Source organism: Sphingomonas sp. F9_3S_D5_B_2 (assembly GCF_054263715.1).
The window spans coordinates 244,290-262,550 of sequence record NZ_JBSZFB010000001.1; the positions used below are offsets into that span (position 1 = coordinate 244,290).

General features: G+C 64.5%; 12 protein-coding genes. 9 read left to right on the forward strand and 3 right to left on the reverse strand.

Annotated elements, in window-relative coordinates:
- Window positions 1-25: 25 nt before the first annotated feature.
- A complete protein-coding gene (locus ACUXST_RS01170) occupies window positions 26-898 on the forward strand; it encodes a hypothetical protein (RefSeq protein ID WP_458388124.1) in 873 nt (290 codons plus the stop codon).
- Window positions 895-2,067: a glycosyltransferase gene (locus ACUXST_RS01175; RefSeq protein ID WP_458388125.1), complete on the forward strand. Its 1,173-nt coding sequence runs from the start codon at window positions 895-897 to the stop codon at window positions 2,065-2,067. The genes ACUXST_RS01170 and ACUXST_RS01175 overlap by 4 nt, the downstream gene beginning before the upstream one ends.
- On the opposite strand, the gene ACUXST_RS01180 is transcribed toward ACUXST_RS01175, so the two are convergent.
- A complete protein-coding gene (locus ACUXST_RS01180) occupies window positions 2,021-3,415 on the reverse strand; it encodes an O-antigen ligase family protein (RefSeq protein ID WP_458388126.1) in 1,395 nt (464 codons plus the stop codon). The genes ACUXST_RS01175 and ACUXST_RS01180 overlap by 47 nt on opposite strands.
- A 272-nt stretch (window positions 3,416-3,687) precedes the next feature.
- Here ACUXST_RS01180 and asnB point away from each other — a divergent pair, with 272 nt between their 5' ends.
- From asnB to ACUXST_RS01215, 7 genes are all read left to right on the forward strand, one after another.
- Window positions 3,688-5,697: an asparagine synthase (glutamine-hydrolyzing) gene (gene asnB, locus ACUXST_RS01185; RefSeq protein ID WP_458388127.1), complete on the forward strand. Its 2,010-nt coding sequence runs from the start codon at window positions 3,688-3,690 to the stop codon at window positions 5,695-5,697.
- 34 nt (window positions 5,698-5,731) lie between these two features.
- Window positions 5,732-6,820: a glycosyltransferase family 4 protein gene (locus tag ACUXST_RS01190; RefSeq protein WP_458388128.1), complete on the forward strand. Its 1,089-nt coding sequence runs from the start codon at window positions 5,732-5,734 to the stop codon at window positions 6,818-6,820.
- Between the two features lies 1 nt (window position 6,821).
- Complete coding sequence (locus ACUXST_RS01195; RefSeq protein ID WP_458388129.1) at window positions 6,822-8,396, forward strand: glucosamine inositolphosphorylceramide transferase family protein; 1,575 nt, start codon at window positions 6,822-6,824, stop codon at window positions 8,394-8,396.
- Between the two features lie 62 nt (window positions 8,397-8,458).
- Window positions 8,459-10,033 (forward strand): tryptophan halogenase family protein, encoded by a 1,575-nt coding sequence (locus tag ACUXST_RS01200; protein WP_458388130.1) that lies wholly within the window; start codon window positions 8,459-8,461, stop codon window positions 10,031-10,033.
- A gap of 162 nt (window positions 10,034-10,195) precedes the next feature.
- Window positions 10,196-13,243: a TonB-dependent receptor gene (locus tag ACUXST_RS01205; RefSeq protein ID WP_458388131.1), complete on the forward strand. Its 3,048-nt coding sequence runs from the start codon at window positions 10,196-10,198 to the stop codon at window positions 13,241-13,243.
- A 56-nt stretch (window positions 13,244-13,299) separates the two neighbouring features.
- A complete protein-coding gene (locus tag ACUXST_RS01210; protein ID WP_458388132.1) occupies window positions 13,300-13,995 on the forward strand; it encodes a DUF6445 family protein in 696 nt (231 codons plus the stop codon).
- 3 nt (window positions 13,996-13,998) lie between these two features.
- Window positions 13,999-15,828: a family 43 glycosylhydrolase gene (locus ACUXST_RS01215; RefSeq protein WP_458388133.1), complete on the forward strand. Its 1,830-nt coding sequence runs from the start codon at window positions 13,999-14,001 to the stop codon at window positions 15,826-15,828.
- On the opposite strand, the gene ACUXST_RS01220 is transcribed toward ACUXST_RS01215, so the two are convergent.
- Both ACUXST_RS01220 and ACUXST_RS01225 read right to left on the reverse strand, forming a co-directional pair.
- Window positions 15,829-17,181, reverse strand: a complete 1,353-nt coding sequence (locus ACUXST_RS01220) for a glucoamylase family protein (RefSeq protein ID WP_458388134.1) — start codon at window positions 17,179-17,181, stop codon at window positions 15,829-15,831. It lies immediately after the preceding gene.
- Window positions 17,182-17,255: 74 nt separating this feature from the next.
- Entirely contained in the window at window positions 17,256-18,248 is a 993-nt protein-coding gene (locus ACUXST_RS01225) for a LacI family DNA-binding transcriptional regulator (protein ID WP_458388135.1), read from the reverse strand.
- Window positions 18,249-18,261: the final 13 nt, after the last annotated feature.

The window sequence follows — 18,261 nt, forward strand, 5'->3', positions numbered from 1 at the left end:
CCATTCCGCGTTCAGCGCTGCGAGGTTGCCGGGGCTCGTCGCCTACGAGATCTCCCGCCGACTGTACCGCTGGAGCGTGACCAACGTCCGGGTCGCCGAGCGCTTCCGCAAGCTCCAGGCCCACCTAAACGCTCTTCCCCGCCAAGGTGTCGGACCGGCCTTGAAGGACCTCGACCAATCACTCGACTCGCGCCTCGCGCCATTGCGTGAACGTGACCGGGAACTTGTCATCGGCGACTTCGACCAGGATGGCGGCATCCTTCCGAAGTTCGGCGAGATCGCGGGCGTCCCAACGATCAGCCCTGCCGAATACCTGCCCAGAACCGGCTGCTCTGTCCGGCTGGTAGATCTCAACGGCCGGCTCGGCGTCCGCAAGGAATTCGCCGCCAATCGCGGCAGGTTCGTCCAGGAGCTCGAAGCGATGGTCCAGCTCGAGGCTGGCGGGTGTCCGACTCCTCAACTGATGAACGTCGACTGGGACGCGCACACGATCACGTCGTCCTTTGTGCCCGGCGTAGTCGTCCGCGAACTGCTCGCCCTCGCGGGCGCGGCGGTTCGGGACAAGGATGTGAAGGACTCCGACCGCCAGGCCCGTGACAACGCCCGCGTTCGCAACGGACGCGAGTTCGTGCCGAAGGTCATGTCGGGCGAGCAAGTCTGGTCGCTCGCCGAGGGGCTGAATTCCATCCACGCCGCCGGTTTCGTGCTGGAGGACGTGAAGTTCGGGAACATCATTCTCGAGGCGGGAACGGACCGGCCGGTATTCCTGGACCTGGAGCGCGCACTTTCGCTGCGCTCCCTGCCGTCGGGACTTGCGGCCTATCTGCGGCGAATCGACGTGAGGAAGTTCAGGGAGCATTTCGGTCATCCAGTGCCCGGGCAACCCTCCCGTCAATGATGGACGAGCCCGGAACGGTCGGACGCAAGAAGGTCCTGTTCCTCGTCAACTCACTTGCGGGAGGGGGAGCCGAACGGGTCATGGCCACCCTGCTGACCAATTCTCGGGAGTGGGTTGAGCGCCATCAGGTCGCGCTGGCGGTTCTCGACGACGACGCCCGCAGCTTTACCTTGCCAGACTGGCTCGACGTCCGTCAGCTCGATTGCCGGCACGGCACGTGGGCGAGCATTTCAGCAGTCGCACGAGTGGTCAGCGACTTTGATCCCGATGTCACGGTCAGCTTCCTGACGCGCTCGAATATCGCCAGCGGGCTTGTCATGATGAGGCGCCGCCGCCCGTGGATCATCAGTGAGCGCACCAGTACCAGCGCCCATCTCGGCAACGGGGGGCGGCAGCTCGTCACCAAGGCGCTCATCCGCTTTATCTATCCGCGGGCGTCGCGCGTGATTGCGGTCTCTGCAGGCGTCGCGGCGAAGCTCTGCAGCAGCTACGGTGTACGGCCGGACAGGGTGGAAATCATTTCCAACCCGGTCGACATGGCGGCGATCGCGGCGGCTGCCCAGGCGCCCAACGACATCTCCGAAGGCGAACCGTATATCCTCGCCATTGGCCGGCTTGTGAGCGTCAAGAATTACGCGCTCCTGATCCACGCATTCGCGGTCTCCGGCCTGACCTGCCGCCTCGTCATCGCAGGCGACGGGCCGGAGCGCGACGCTCTGAAGGTGTTCGCGGCACAGCTCGGCGTCGCCGATCGCGTGATCTTTCCAGGGTGGCTGACGAACCCCTATCCGGCGCTTCGGCACGCGAGTGTGTTCGCCTTGAGCTCGAACGTCGAGGGCTTCCCGAATGCGCTGGTCGAGGCGCTGGCACTCGGGATCCCGGCGGTCGCGACCAACTGCAACGATGGCCCGGCGGAAATCCTGGCGGGGAGTACAGTTGAGTCGGTGGCCGGAGTAACCGTTGCCGAGGCCGGCATCCTCGCTCCGGTCCGTGACGTCCAGAGCTATGCGCGTGCCCTTCAGCTTGCCTTCGATGAGCGCGTTCGCAGCCAGCTGATGAATGCGGGGCCGCGACGGGCGATGGACTATTCCGCGCCTGGCGCCGCAGCGCGCTACTGGGCCGTTATTGAGCGAGAGCTGGAGAAAGCGTCGGCGGCGCCTCGTACCTGACAGCACGCTGCCGTTCGGCAAATTGCTTCGCTATCGCTTTCGTCATCCGCCCGTGCCGCGCCTTGGCGATCGTGTAGCCCGAAAGCAGTCCGTAGAAGATGTTCCCCTCGACCTGCCAGTGCGCCATCGTCGCGAGATTGAGGACCAGGAAGCTCGCATGGGCCGAGATCAGCAGCGGCCGCGAGCGCTTGTCGGCCCGCAATGCCAGTCGAAACATCGCGACCCAGAGCAGGATGATGGCAACGGCGCCAGCCATGCCGAGCTCGTACAGGAATGAGATGACCGTATTGTGCGCGTAGTTCGGCATCTTGCCTTCCCACGCGTCCGGCCCGAAGCCGATGACCTTCTGGAGCGGGGAAGCGTCGTCAGCGTAGGCGTAGAGGTACGTGCTCCAGATGAACGGCCGTGAGGAAAGCTCCCGCTTCTCGGCGCTGGTGAAGGTCTCGGGCGCTTTGATCAGCGACGACAGGTGCGACATTGCGCCAAGGTCCGAGAAGCGGTCCTGCTCGATCGTTAGTGCCGCCCCCATCAGGGTTATACCGCCAAGCACCACCACGAGCCGGGCAAAGGCGCGCTGAGACGGTTCGATCGCGCGCGGCACCATCGTGTACATCGCGACCAGCGCCATCGGCAGAATGCCGAGCATGGTCGTCCGGTAATTGGCCAGGTAGATGGCGGCGAGGCTCGTCAAAGCGATGGTGAAGCGGCTGAACTTGCCCAGCTTCGGTGCGAACATCACGACCAGGAACGCCGTCGCCGCGATTAGCGAGAACAGCTCCTCGTGGAAGTAGCCGCCGATGTAGCTGAGGGAGCCGTCGAGCTCACCCGACTTCGGCACGCCAAGCGCTATCGAGGCGATCTGGTACGTCAGCGGCTGGATGAAGATCAGGAGCAGGCGCCGCAGGATCGTCGCGCCGCCGGTCTCCAACGCCTGCCAGAGTGCAACGCCGATCAGTACGAAGATTGCGAATCGGACGATCGGCTCAATTGCGGCCATGATCGAGTGGTTGAGTATCGAGCTCACGAGCATCAGCCCGCAGATGAGGTACACCGGGAAGAACTGGCGCGAGATGAAGCGCCGCTTCTCAAGAACCAGCACGCCCGTTCCGACGATGGCGAGCGATCCCAGCGCCACCCACTTCAGGCCGGGCACTGCCTCGTTGTAGGTGAATTCGTGAAGCGAACTCAGCGTGTAGCGAAGCCAGCACGCGAACATCAGGAAGCGGGCGGCGCGGCCCCGCGTGCGGAGAATCCAGTAGAGCGTGAGGATGGCGAAAATGCCTGTGGCCGGCAGCAGGAACCACATCGGAAGGGATGGACCCGCAAGATCGCCCGTCGAAGCGTACACTGCTGTGTGACCTGCCTTGTTTCAACGCCGGCGGGTTTAGTCCCGGGCCTTCGCAACCGTGCCACTCTACGCGCAGCAATCAAGTTTCGACGTGGCCCTGTATCAACTCAAGACACCTCGCTCTTACGATTTGATCGCGGGGCGTGAGACCCCGAAAGATGCGCCTTCACGCGGCACCAACAAGCGCCACGAACACAGAATCGAAAAGAACCTTTGCGAAACCGCTCCTCTTGTGGCCATCACGTGTACGCTTTGCGCGGGGCTTTTTCCTGATGTGCGGTATCGTTGGCTTGATCAGTGGCCCGGAAGGGAGTCCCGACCAGATCGAGCGCATGGTCGACCCGCTCACGCACCGGGGCCCGGACGATCGCGGCACCTGGATCGGGCGGCAGGCCGGCGTCGCCTTCGGCCACCGCCGCCTCGCCATCATCGACCTTTCACCGCACGGTCATCAGCCGATGCACTCCGCCGACGGCCGCTGGGTGATCACTTACAACGGCGAAATCTATAATCACCGCGAGCTTCGTTTGGAGCTGGAGCAGGCGGGCAAGGCGCCGCCCGGCGGCTGGCGCGGCCACTCCGACCCGGAAACGCTGATCGAAGCGATCGCAAACTGGGGGCTGGAGGCAGCACTGGCCCGTGCCACGGGGATGTTCGCGTTCGGCCTGTGGGACCGCAAGGAACGCGAGCTGCATCTGGCGCGAGATCGGTTCGGCGAGAAGCCGCTTTATTACGGTTGGGTCGGCGGTGACTTCGTTTTTGCGTCGGAGCTCAAGTCGCTCACCGCGCACACAAGGTTCGACAACGATGTAAGCGCCGACGCGCTGCAGGCCTTCGTCTCGCGCACCCACGTCCCGGCACCGCTCTCGATCTACCGCCGCTTATTCAAGCTGCAGCCGGGCTGCATCTTGCGCGTCGGCCACGGAGCGCCGGCGACTCCGCTGGAGAGCAGCCCTGTTGAAGGCATGTCGCAGGGGGGCGTCCGCCTTACCCGCTACTGGTCCTACGGCGATGTCCTCTCCCGCGGACTGGCCGATCCGATCGACGACGAAGAGGCGGCGATCGGCGCCCTCGAGGGCGCGCTTGCCCAATCCATCAAGGGGCAGTCGCTTGCGGACGTTCCGGTCGGCGCATTCCTGTCCGGCGGGACCGACAGCTCCACGATTGTCGCGCTGTACCAGAAGCATTCCAGCGTGCCTGTGCGCACCTTCACCATCGGCTTTGAGGACGAGCACTTCAACGAGGCCGAGAATGCGCGAGCCGTCGCGCAGCACCTCGGCACCGTGCATGAGGAGCGGTACGTGACTGCCAGGGAGGCGGCCGACGTCATTCCGCTCCTGCCAAACATGTTCGACGAGCCGTTTGGCGACTCCTCGCAAATCCCGACGTATCTCGTCAGCAAGTTCGCTCGCCAGCGCGTGACGGTCGCGCTAAGCGGCGACGGCGGCGACGAACTCTTCGCCGGTTATCTTCGCCACACCGAAGCATTGGCGCTGTGGAATACGCTGCGCCTGATCCCGGTCGGCGTCCGCGCCGCCGCAGCGCGTACGCTTGGACGCATTCCGCAACAGGCATGGACCACAACGGCCTCGATCCTTGGCGCTTCCCGGCGCCGGCCGCTGTCCGGCAAGATCCAGAAGGGCTTGAAGGTAGGGGCGTCCGTCGGCAGCTTCGATGACCTCTACTCGAGCTTTCTCGAACAATGGGCCTTCGAGGAGCCGCCGCTCGTGAACCCCGGCGGGCGTGCAACGCCGTTCCCGCTCGATCCCGGGTTCCAGGCCTCCAACGCGATCAAGATGGGCTACTGCGACGCCAGCGCCTATTTGCCTGACGACATCCTATGCAAGGTGGACCGCGCCTCGATGGCGGTCAGCCTCGAAAGCCGCGTTCCCTTCCTCGATCACAGGGTTGCCGAAGTCGCCGCCCGCATCCCGATGTCGATGAAGATGCGCGGCAAGCGGGGCAAGTGGATCCTGCGCGAGCTGCTTGGCCGCCACTTGCCGACGGAGCTCGTCGACCGCCCGAAAACCGGCTTCGCAATGCCGGTGGGCGAATGGCTCCGCGGTGACTTGCGTGACTGGGCCGAAGACCTGCTCGACCCCTCGGCGATGCGTCAGCAGGGCTATTTCGACACGACGCGCGTCCAGCAGCGATGGCAGGAGCACCTCGCCAGGCGGCGCGATTCGGCGAGCGCGATTTGGGCGATCCTGATGTTCCAGTCCTGGTTGAGGAACAGCAAGCAGGGAGGCTTGTCTGCAGCGATCCCGCACCACGCAGCCTAGTTCGGGCCTTTCACCTCAGCCGGCGATCGTTTGCGTGCTGGGGATGAGAGGGATTCCGGGCGTCATGGGCGGCGTCGAATCTCACTGCGAGGAGTTGCTGCCGCGCATTGCGGAGCGCGCGCCGCACCTTGGCATCGTCGCGATCGGGCGCAAGCCGTACATCGGCAATGACGCGAGCACTTTCGGCGACGTCAAGGTCGTTCCTCTGCCATCCCCGCAAAGCCAGAGCACCGAAACGCTGGTCTCAAGTTTCCTCGGCGTCCTCTACGCCCGGCGCATCCGGGCCAACACGGTTCACATCCACGGCGTCGCATCCGGCACGATGGCGCCGCTTGCCCGCATGCTCGGCATGAAAGTTATCCTGACCATCCACGGCGCTGACTACCAGCGCGCCAAGTGGGGCACGGTGGCGCGCACGGTGCTTCGGCTCGGCGAGCGGATGGGAGTCCGGACTGCGGACGCGGTGATCTGCGTCGCGCCGTCGCTCACGAAGGGACTTCAGGCGAAATATCCGGGAAGCTCGACCCGCATCCACTATGTCCCGAACGGTGCGCCACCGCTCACCGGGAAGGGCGACGAACAGGACGTCCTCCAGCGTTTCGGCCTGACCCGGGGCAAATTCATCCTCGCCGTCGGCCGGGTCGAGCAAGGCAAGGGGTTCGAGCTGCTGATCGATGCTGTCCGCCGCAGTGGCGACAAGCGGAAGCTCCTCATCGTCGGCGGCGCCCAGCATGAAAGCGAGTTCGCGTCGGAGCTGCTCAAGCGCGCGGACGATCGGGTCATTTTCGCCGGCGTGCAGCCGCGTGGGGTCCTCTTTCACCTCTATCGCGCCGCCTCGCTGTTCGTCCTTCCGTCTTTCCACGAGGGATTGCCGATCTGCGCGCTTGAGGCCGGGTCCGCCGGCTGCCCCGTGTTGCTCAGCGACATCCCCGGCAACCGCGACCTCGCACTGCCAGAGACGCATTACTTCCGGTCCGAAGACGTGGAGAGCCTGAGCGCGGCTCTTCAGATGCCGGCGCAGCAGTACGCCGTCAGCCCCGGGATGTTTGCCGGCTTCGACTGGGATCACATCACGTCGAAGACGCTCAGCATTTACAATGCGGTAACGGGGCAGCCCGCCTGAGATGGCACGCAAGTACCGGATCGCACTTTTCGTCGACGCTCTCGAGGTTCCCAAGTGGGTCCACGACTTTGCGCGCGGGGCCGAAGACAGCGCTGCGGTGGACCTGGTTGCACTGATCGTTGCAGCGCCTGCTAAGCGAACACGCTCCCTGGGTGAGCGCCTGCTGGGCGGACTTCTGAACCTTGAGCGGAGGGCCGCGCTCAAGAGCCAGACCTATTCGTCATTCGCCAAGTCCTACTCGATCAGCGCTTGCGCTCCAGTGCTGCTGAATGAGCGCGATGTTGTGCAATCGGATGCTGCGGAAATCCGCAGGCTTGAGTTGGACGCCATCGTGCAATGCAGCGCGGGCTTCCCCCCACCATCGATCGCAGGGGCGGCCAAAGATGGCGTCATCTGGATCAGCACGGGTGCGGGCCGGACCGGGTTTAGCGAGGTGCTGCGAGGTCACCCCGAAACTCGGTTCAGCATTGAACGACTGGATCGCTCAGGGGCCAAGGAGACGCTGTTCAGGGGCAGCGTCGCGACAGCTCTGCTTGCGACCTGGAACGAGATCGCGCTTCAGACCCGCGCTTTCCAGTACCTCCAGCTCACCCTGGAGCGGCTCGCGGCAGGCACGTTACCCCGGGTACCGGCACGCCCAGGGGACGGGGCAAACCAGGCGCGGCTATTCGACCCAATCCTTTACGCCGGCCGGACAGCCGGGAGAATGCTGGGGAAGGCGGTCCGGCGCTACTCGGGCAAGGAGTTCAACTGGAGCGTCGCGTTCACCCGCCAGTCCTGGCAGGAGTCCTCATTCCAAGAAGGCATCATCGTCCCTAGCCCCCCGGGCTCTTTCATGGCCGACCCGTTCACGATCGCGGTGGACGGCGTTCACTACATCTTCGTCGAAGAGTTCCCCTACCAAGGCCGAAAGGGCGTGATCGCCGCGTACAAGCTGGACGGTGACAGGCCGGAGCGGATCGGGGTCGTTCTCGAGGAACCTTACCACCTGTCGTTTCCGTTCCTGTTCCGGCATGCCGGAGGCATCTACATGGTCCCGGAGGGTGGGGCAGGCCGGTTCGTCAAGCTCTACAAGGCCACGAACTTCCCGACGGAATGGGCCGAGGTAAAGGTCCTCATGGCCGATGTGCCGGCGGTCGATACCATCGTCTTCGAGCACGAGGGGCGCTGGTGGATGTTCACCTCGATTCAGGGCGACGGGCCCGGGCTCAACAACGCAGAGCTTCACGCCTTCCACGCGGCCGATCCTCTCGGAGAATGGACTCCGCACGCGGCCAATCCGATCGTCATGGACGCTGCCAGGGGCAGGAACGGCGGGTTCGTGCGACAGCCCGACGGCACGCCGTGCCGCGTCGCACAGGTGTCCGGCTTCACATTCTACGGCGCCGGCTCCGCAGTCTATCGCATCGACGAGCTTACGCCCGACACCTACCGCGAGACCCTGGTGAAACAGGTCGAGCCGAACTTCTTCCCTGATCTCGACGGAACGCACCATATCCATTCCGCGGACGGCCTCACGGTTTATGATATGATGCGGGTGGAGCGCCCGCCCGCCGCCGCGCCCCGCCACCGGTAGGTACCGGGCGACGCGAGCTTCGGGTCTTGACGCGCCTGCCTTGCCGCTGAAGGTGCGTGAACATGGCGCAAGCTGATCAGCCGGTAAGGAAGGTCACCATCGTTGGCGGCGGAACCGCCGGCTGGATGACGGCGGGCATCCTTTCGCGCTGGCTCAGCCAGGTTGAAATCCGGCTCATCGAATCCGACGAGATCGGCATCATCGGCGTCGGCGAAGCGACGATCCCGCACATCCGCACCTACATGCCGCTCGCCGGGCTCGACCCGCTCAAGATGATCTCGGAGACGCAGGCGACGTTCAAGCTGGGCATTGAGTTCGTCAACTGGGGTGCTCCGGGCGAGCGCTACGTGCACGGCTTCGGCAAGGTCGGACGCGACATGCTGTGGCTGCACACGCACCAGCTTTGGCTTGCCGCGCGCGAGCGGTCGCCCGGCTCGGTGCGGCCGTTCGACGACTATTCGCTTAGCTGCGTCGCCGCGCTCAAGAACCGCTTTGCGTTCCCGGATACGCGGCAGACGGGCTCGCCGGCCGGCGATTTCGAATATGCCTACCATTTCGATGCGTCGCTGTTCGCCCGCTACCTCCGTGCCGAGTGCGAGGCGCGCGGTGTTGAGCGCATCGAGGGCCGCATCGTTGACGTCGTCCAGGACGCCGAGACAGGCTATATCGAGCGCGTTCGCCTGAGTGACCGGCGGGAGGTCGATGGCGAACTGTTCATCGACTGCTCGGGGATGCGAGCGCTGCTGATCGGCGGCGCGCTGGGTGTTGGCTACGAGGACTGGAATCAGTGGCTGCTGTGCGACCGGGCGCAAGCTGTCCCGTGCGCGAGCGTGTCGCCGTTGACGCCGTACACGCGTTCGACGGCGCGCCGCGCGGGCTGGCAATGGCGTATTCCGCTGCAGCACCGCATCGGCAACGGTCATGTCTATTCGTCGGCGCTGATGAGCGATGAGGAAGCGGCGGAGATTCTGCTTGGCGACCTCGACGCGGAGCCGCTCGCGGATCCGCGGCTGGTGCGTTTCGCGCCGGGGCGGCGGCTGAAGGCGTGGGAGAAGAACGTCGTTGCGGTCGGCCTGTCCTCCGGATTCCTCGAGCCCCTGGAGTCGACCAGTATCCACCTCATCCAGACGGCCATTCATCGGCTGCTCGCCATGTTCCCGTCGCGCGGCTTCTCGGCGGCCGACATCGCCGAGTTCAACCGCCAGTCGCGGTTCGAATATGAAGACGTCCGCGACTTCGTCATTGCGCACTACAAGGTGACCCGGCGCTCCGGCGAGCCGTTCTGGGATCATGTGCGGACCATGGACGTGCCCGATACCCTTACCGAGCGACTCGAGCTGTTCCGTGCGTCGGGGCGCTTCTTCAAGCAGGGCGCGCAGGAGCTGTTTGCCGAAGAAAGCTGGGTCCAGGTGCTGCTGGGCCAGGGGTTTGAGATGCGCGCTGACCCGGTCACGCAGTTTGTGCCGACGGAGGAAATCACCGGCTTCCTCAACGACATCGCCGAGGTGATGGTGGAGGTTGCTGATGGGATGCCCGATCACGCGGAGTTCGTGCGGCGGCTTCCGAAGAGTACGCCCGAGCGCGCGGCGACCCCGGGGGCTGTCGACTTCGGACTTGGCGCGGGCGGCCGCGTTTGAGGACCGTGACTTGAAAGCCACAGGCTTTCAATCAGCTGTAACGGACGGCGGGCAGCCTCATTGACTTAGCTCAGGCGAAGGCGTTTCATCCGCGCCAAAGAGCCAAATGGCCCTGGAATTACATGTAACCGGTTACAGCGCCGCTAATGGGAGAGGGGCCAAGTGCACATCAACATCAACAAGCGCCGGCTTGCGTCGGGGATTTCGTCGATTGCCGTTGCGGTCACGCTCGGCTTTGCTGCGCCCGCTCGCGCACAGGAACAGACCGGCGGCATCCAGGGCCACGTCAATGGGGTCGCTCCGGGTGGCCAGGTCGTCGCGGTCGACAACCGCACGGGCCAGCGCGTCACCGGCAACGTCGACGCGACGGGCAATTACTCGATCTTCGGTCTTCGCCCGTCGACCTATACGGTCACGGCGCCCGGCCAGCCGGCGCAGACCACACAGGTTCTGCTCGGCCAGACCGTGAACGTCGACTTCGACACGGGCGCGCCCGCCGCGACCGCTACCGCATCGCGCGGCGGTGCGATCGTCGTCACCGGCCGTCGCCGCGCGCAACCGACGCAGGCGCAGACAGTCGCGACCAACATCACAACCGCACAGATCGAGAACCTGCCGCAGAACCAGCGCAACTTCCTGAGCTTCGCCGCGCTTGCTCCCGGTATCGCGGTGACCCGCGGCGGCAACGCTCAGATTCAGGCTGGCGCGCTCTCGTCATCGAACACGAACGTCCTGCTGGACGGCATGAGCTTCAAAAACCCGATCAACCACGGTGGCGTGTTCGGTCAGAACTTCGGTCTCGGTAATCCCTTCCCGCAGATCGCAATCCAGGAATATCAGGTCCAGACCCAGAACTTCGGCGCCGAAACCGGCCAGGCGGGCTCGGCGGTGATCACTGCCGTGACGAAGACAGGCGGTAAGGATTTCCACGGCTCGGCCTTCATCGAATGGCAGCCGAAGAGCTTCATTGAGCAACCTTATTTCGACAAGAAGAACAACCTCAAGAAGCCGCCATACGATCGCAAGCAGTTCGGCGGCGACTTTGGCGGGCCGATCATCCCGGGCAAGCTGCACTTCTACGTGGCTGCCGAAGGACTCACGCAGAAGCTTCCGAGTGCAACCGGCAACGTCAACCCGCAGCTGTTTCCAAGCGATCTGGTTTCGCAGGTCAACATCTCGCATGCCGGCGACTTCCACCAGGGGCTCTACTTCGGCAAGCTGACCTTCTACGCAAACGATCAGGACACGTTTAACCTCATCGGCTACGTCCGCCGCGAGAGCAACGTGACGGATCAGTGCTGCAACGTCACTGCGAGCCACGGCCGCCGCATCCTCACCCACCAGACCCGTGGCCAGTTCCAATGGACCCACAACGGCGGGATTTTCTACAACCAGTTCAATGCTGCTTACGACAAGGGCGAACAGTCGACGCCGCGGCTTACGACTGGTCCGGAGTACGTCATCTCCAACTTCGACGCTGCAGCAGGCGTCGGACAAACCGACTTCTCCGAAGGCATCCTGACCGGCGCGCACTTCTTCGAGCAGGGCGACAAGCAGCGCTTCATCACCTTCAAGGACGATGCCACCTGGCGCCTCGGCAAGAACACGGTCCGGGCCGGCGGGCAGCTCAACTTCATGAACCTGAACCGCACCGTCGCGAATGCGTTCGAAGGGCGGTATTACTACCTGAACCCCGGCCCGACGGGCTCCGTCGATCCGCTGACCGATACACCGTACGGTGCGCGCATCAACGTCCAGCCGTCGCCGACGCTCGACGCGAAAAACACGCAGGTCGGACTGTACGTGCAAGACGAATGGCGGCCGGACGAACATTGGACAGTCAATGCCGGCATCCGATGGGACTTCGAAACCAACGCCAACAACAATAAGTACGTAACTCCGGACGCTATCGCAAACGCCCTCCGCAATTATGAGGGCTGGCAAGCGCGCGGGATCGATGCCGAGGACTACATTTCGACCGGCAGCAATCGGCACGGCGACTGGAAGCAATTCCAGCCGCGTCTCGGCGTTTCGTACGACGTTTACGGCGACAAGAGCCTCGTCGTGTTCGGGGGCGCTGGCCGCTACTACGATCGTCCGCTCTTCATCGAAGGCGTGATTGAAACGCTCACGAATTCCAACAAGCTTCGTACGGTCAATTTTTGCCCCAACGGTGGGCCTGCACAGGGCACCGGCAGCGGCATCGACGTCGCAAACTGCGCTCAGTTCACGGACGCGCTTCGCGACCCTGAGGCTTTGCGCACACTTGCGGCGGCGCAGGGCGGTCTCGGCGGCGACGTGTTCGTACTGCCGAACAAGATCCGTGCGCCGTTCTCGGATCAGTTCGACCTCGGTGTTCGCAAGCGCTTCGGTGAGATCACCGCCGAGGTCATCTACAGCCACGTTCAATCGCACCACATCTTCATGTTCGAGCGGGCGAACTTCTACTCAAACGGCTGGTACACGCGGGTGCTCCAGCGGGACGCCGGCGGCAACGTGATCGGCTGCACGAACGGCGGCGACACCTTCATTCAGGACTTCACGCCGGGCGAAAACTACGCGGCCTGCCCGGCGATGAACGGTCAGCTGACCGGCTTCTCGGGCAAGCTCAACCGCGGTGCCGACAACGGGCGCGCCCGTTACGACGCGCTCTTCCTGAAGGTCGAAAAGCCGTTCACCGACAACAGCACCTGGGGCTTCGTCGAAGCACTCACGCTTCAGCGTGCCAGGAGCAATGTCGCGCAGGAGCTCAACAGCGATGAGTTCTACAATGGTCCGGCGCTGAACGCGTACGGGACCAACTATGTGAACGGCGTCGAGAAGTGGCGCTCGGTAACCTCGGGCGCCGTTCGCGCGCCGTGGGGCATCACGCTGTCGGGCATCCTGACTCTGTCTTCCGGCCCCTCGTTCGGCAACATCATCTTCGGCAACGCGCCCGACGGTGCCTGCTGCTATGCCAACATGGGCGGTGTCTTCTTCCCGCATAAGACCTTCGGCTACCGTCGTCTCGACATGCGGGTTGCCAAGACCTTCAAGCTGGGCGGAACCGAGCTGACGGCAGACTTCCAGGCGTTCAACGTGTTCAACTGGCTGAACCGCAACTACTCCTCGTGGGGTGCGGGCAGCGGGACGAACCCGACGTTCGTCGAAGACAGCCAGGTCGGCAACGATCAGCGCAGCTTCCAGGCAGGCCTGCGCTTCAGCTTCTGATCGAGTAGAAGGGGAGGGGTGCGGCGTGGCACCTCTCCTCACTCAACGGGATTAGCGTGAAACCCGAGCTCCGCCGCGTTGGCCAAAGTCAGAGCCGTGTCGTCGTCATCGATGACTTCAGTGGTAATGCCGGCGCGGTGGCTGAACTCGCGGACGCGTTGGTGCCGTTCCCTGACGTGACCGGCGGATACTATCCGGGCGTCCGTCGCATCATCGGCCGCGCCGACACAAACGCCGATATCTATGTCGAGCGGACTTGCCAGGCCGCCGCGCAGTTTATTGCCGGAGCCTTCGACGTGGACTCGTTCGATCTCGTCGAAGCGAGCTTCTCCATGGTAACTGCACGCCCCCACGATCTCCGGCCCGCGCAACGCGCACCGCACTTCGACTCCACCGATCAGAACTATTTCGCACTGCTGCACTATCTCCGCGTGCCGGCCGGCACCGGCACGGCATTCTACCGGCAGCGCTCGACCGGCATCGAGCGGGTGAACGAGGACAATCTCGACAGCTTCGTTGCCACGGCGGCCCGCGACGCAGCGCGGCTGCCGCCCGACGCCGGCTACATTCGCGGCTCAGACGAGTTCTACGAACAGATCGGCGCCGTTGACGGAATCGCGGATCGGCTGGTGATCTATCAGGGTAGTCTGCTTCACTCAGGCATCATCCCAGAGCAGATGACCTTTAGCGCCGACCCGCGCACTGGGCGCCTGACCGCCAACCTTTTCGTCCGTGGCCATTCGAGGAACTGAACAATGCGCAAGCTGCTCAAGATCGCCTTGCCGATGCTCGCGCTTTGCGTCTCCGGGTACGCACACGGGGAGCCTGGCAGGCGCACGTACATAAACCCGATCGATGTCGATTACCGCTACAATTTCGAGCAGATCAACGAGGGTGCGTCGTATCGCACGGGCGCCGACCCGGCGATCGTTAATCACCACGGCGTTTACTACCTCTTCCTGACGCTTGCCGATGGCTACTGGCGCTCGACGGACCTCATCAACTGGACCTTCGTGACGCCGAGCCGCTGGCCGATGAACAGCATCGTCGCCCCCGCGGTCTGGTCCGACGGCACCCGCATCATCATCGAGCCGTCGATGATGGAGCCGGGCTCAATCCTGTCGAGCACTGCGCCGGACACGGGCAAGCTCGACTTCTGGGTGCGCCGTATGCCGCCGCTGCCCGGCTCCGTCGACAAGGACCCGGCAGAGATGAAGCCGGACGAGGTGCCGACCGGCCCTTGGGACCCCGGCCTGTTCAAGGACGACGACGGGCAGTGGTACCTCTACTGGGGCTCATCGAACATCTTCCCTATGTACGGCCAGAAGATCGGCTTCGCGGACGGCAAGATGTCGTACGACACCAAGCCCAAGCCGATGCTGTCGCTCCATCCCGACCAGCACGGCTGGGAGCGGTTCGGGCAGGACCATTGCGCCTGCTGGATGCCGGGCAACCCAAGTCCCTCGTACATGGAGGGCGCCTGGATGACGAAGCACGGCGGTCGCTACTACCTGCAGTACGGAGCGCCCGGCACCGAGTTCAACGTCTACGCAAACGGCGCCTACGTCTCGGACTCGCCGCTTGGGCCGTTCACTTATGCGCCCTACAATCCGGTCGCTTACCGGCCCGGCGGCTTTGCCGAGGGAGCGGGCCACGGGTCCACGTTCGAGGACAATCACGGAAATTGGTGGAGCAGCGGGACAAGCTGGATCGGATACAACTGGGGCATGGAGCGCCGGATCGTTATCCACCCGGCCAAATTCTACCCTGACGGCCAGATGGCGGTCTCGACCCGCTTCGGCGACTTCCCGCACTTTGCACCAACGGCAAAGGTGAGCGATCCAGACAGCCTCTTCGCAGGCTGGATGCTCCTGTCCTACCGCAAGCCGGTGGTTGCCTCCTCAGTCCGCAAAGGCTTCGGAACAGGGGCGGTTAGCGACGAGGATCCACGCACCTTCTGGGTGGCGGCTACGAACGCGCCGGGCCAGACGCTGACCATGAACCTCGGCGCCCCGGAGACCGTCCGGGCCGTGCAGGTGAACTTCGCCGACTTCCAGTCCGGCCGCTTCGCTGATGGTCCCGACATCTACACGGAGTTCGCGCTGCAGGCGTCGAACGACGGGCAGCATTGGCAGGAGATCGCCCGCACCGAGCCGCCGCGGCGCGACCGGCCCAACGCCTATCTCGAACTGCCCCGACCAGTCCGGGCGCGCTTCATCCGCTACGTCCACGGCCATGTCGGCGCAGCCAATCTCGCGATCAGCGACATCCGCGTGTTCGGCAACGCCGACGGCTCGGCTCCGTCCGTTCCTGCCGTCGTCACTGCCGCGCGTCACACTGACGATCGCGACGCGACGATCCGCTGGAGCAGAGTCCCGGGCGCGGTAGGCTACAACATCCGGTTCGGAATCCGCCCCGAGCGGCTGACGCTGACCCACCAGCTGTGGGCCGACGAGCTCGGCAATTCAGCGACGCTGCGAAAAGAACTGCGTTCGCTCAACAAGGGCGTGTCTTATTGGATGGCAATCGAGGCGTTCAACGAAACGGGCGTGTCGAAGTTGAGCCGCGTCGTCCCTGTCCGCTGATCAGGCGAGCCATCCGCCCGTGAAGCCGGCCCGCTGTAGCCCGCGACGGATGGCCGGCACCCGCCTCATGTAGCGCCAGACGAAATCGTCGCGATAGTTTGCCGCCTGTAGCAAGATGGGTCCCTGGTCGATCCCGAGATGATCCTTCGCCACCCATCCGTAGCGCGGGTCGACGGTTCCCGTGTCGAGGTTCACGGAGGTGTAGCGGAAGCTCGGATTGAAGCTGTCCAGGAAGCCGTAGCGGCCGAATATTCGTGCGCCATGCTGACGGAGCAGCGCCTGCGCGCACGAAACGACGATTTCTGGCGCGAACGGCAGCGAGCCGAGTGCTGCCGTCGGCGCTAGCGTGCCGTCGTCGCGGCCGTCCGGCTCCTCGACCGGCCCTCGTGCCGAATAACCGTAGAAAAGCCGCTGCTCGCCCTTGAAGGGAAGCGGAAAATCGCCCGGCCCGTCACATGCGGTCAGCCCCCAAATGTCAGCCGAATAGCCGTCCCACTTCATCGGATTGGCGATGCAGTAGGCCCGGTTCGCGTAAGTCTCCCGCCGGCTATTCTCGAAATAGTCGAACCCCGCCGCGCGCATAGGCGCATCGCGGATGCCGCGGAAGTCGATGAAGACGTGGCTGTACTGGTGTCCGAACAACGGCGCGAAGGCCACGCGCCGGGTCGGTCCTTCGCCGCGCCAGAAGCGAGGGTAGGGGGCGATCCACTGCTCCCAGAGGTTGGCCGGAGCAGGGTGCGTCTTCGAGCCGAGGGCGAGGATGTTGACGAACATGCCTTCGTTGAAGCCATCCCAGTTGCGCTCGATCAGTCCTTCCCCGGGCTTCCAGCCCATCGACAGTGCTGCGCGGCCATCGGAGCGGAAGTGGTTCCAGTCGGCGCGCTCGTAGAGCGCGTCGGCAAGCCTGCGGATCTCCCGCTCGCCGGCATCCTGGCCATCGTAATATTGTTCGGCGAACAGGACGCCCATCAGCAGGATGGTGGTGTCGACACTCGACAGCTCCACATCGCGAAACCGCTCGCCGGTCTCCATGTCGAGGAAGTGGTAGTAGAAGCCCTTGTATCCCGTCGTCCCTGCGGGCTCCGGCCCCTGCCGCGACTGCCAGAAGAAGCGCAACGTCGTCAGCGTCAGGTCTCGTGCCTCCGCCCGCGTGCACCAGCCGCGCTCCGCCCCGATCGCGTACGCGACCAGGCCGAAACCCACTGCGGCGATGCTCGAGAAGCTCGGCGTGGGCCACCGATCCGGGACCAGCCCGTTCTTGCGGTTCACCGTGTCCCAGAACCAGCGGAAGGTGCGCTCCTCGATCTCGGTGTAGATGCCTGGCAGCGCCAATGCCGGGCTGCTGGGCCGCATCGTCGCGCACGCTGGGAGACCGCCCGCCGCAATCAGAGCGGACGATCCAGTGAGAAGAGCGCGGCGGTCCACCCTCATGAGGTCGCTCCGCCGCCCGTGGTCGAGCGAACGACAAGCTCCGGCGTGTGGAACTCGTCGGCAATCGCGTCTTCGCCTTCGAGCATCCCGATCAGCCGTTTGAGCGTCCGTTCGCCGAGATCCGCGATGCGGACGCTTACTGTGGTTAGTCCCAGCAGGCGCGCGAGTGGAATGTCGTCGAAGCCTGCGACCGCAACCTCGTCCGGCACTCGGCGCCCTCCCGTTTGGAGTGCGTGGATGGCACCCAGCGCCATCATGTCGTTGGCTGCGAAGACGCAGTCGAACTGGTGCCCGCCCGCAAGCAATGCGGAAATTGCGGCGCCTCCGGATCGTTCTCCGAAGTCGCCCTGCACGATCTCAAGCGCCATTCCGAACTGCCTGGCCGCTTCGGTGCAAGCGGCGGCCCGTTCCTGCGCATCGACGTTGCCGCGAGGCCCGGAGATGTGGACCAGCTTCTGACGTCCGACACTTGCCAAATGCTCCACCACGGCGCGCACGCCGGCCGCATTGTCCAGCCGGATCCCCGGGTGTCCCCCGGGATGGCCCCGCGTGTTGATGAGGATGGTCGGAATGCCGGCCGGCAAGGCTGCTGCAAGATCGTCTTCGCTGAGATGCGGAGCCATGACGAGCAGTCCGTCGACGCGCCCGCGCATGGCACGAAGAGCGCCATTTGCCTGGTCGCTGCCAGCATGCATGTTCGACAGCAGCAGCAAGTACCCGCGCTCGCTCGCCTCCCGATCCATGCCGCGCATGATCTCGGAAAAGAACTCGCCGTGAAGGTCCGGCAGCACAACGCCGATCGCGTTCGATCGTGAGAGGCTCAGGCTGCGCGCTCCGGCGTGGGGGACGTAGCCGAGCGCCTGGACGGCATCGGTGACGCGCGTGCGAGTCTGGTCGCTGACGTTCTCGAGCCCGTTGAGGACGCGTGACACGGAAGCAACGGAGACCTGCGCTCGCTGTGCCACGTCGCGGATGGTCGCTTCGGACATGCTTCTCCTTACC

What these genes read in the sequence shown, in the direction of transcription:
- ACUXST_RS01175 (WP_458388125.1), top strand. Translation starts at nt 895, where the DNA reads ATGATGGACGAGCCCGGAACGGTCGGACGCAAGAAGGTCCTGTTCCTC.
- asnB (WP_458388127.1), top strand. Translation starts at nt 3,688, where the DNA reads ATGTGCGGTATCGTTGGCTTGATCAGTGGCCCGGAAGGGAGTCCCGAC.
- ACUXST_RS01195 (WP_458388129.1), top strand. Translation starts at nt 6,822, where the DNA reads ATGGCACGCAAGTACCGGATCGCACTTTTCGTCGACGCTCTCGAGGTT.
- ACUXST_RS01200 (WP_458388130.1), top strand. Translation starts at nt 8,459, where the DNA reads ATGGCGCAAGCTGATCAGCCGGTAAGGAAGGTCACCATCGTTGGCGGC.
- ACUXST_RS01215 (WP_458388133.1), top strand. Translation starts at nt 13,999, where the DNA reads ATGCGCAAGCTGCTCAAGATCGCCTTGCCGATGCTCGCGCTTTGCGTC.
- ACUXST_RS01220 (WP_458388134.1), bottom strand. Translation starts at nt 17,181, where the DNA reads ATGCGGCCCAGCAGCCCGGCATTGGCGCTGCCAGGCATCTACACCGAG.
- ACUXST_RS01225 (WP_458388135.1), bottom strand. Translation starts at nt 18,248, where the DNA reads ATGTCCGAAGCGACCATCCGCGACGTGGCACAGCGAGCGCAGGTCTCC.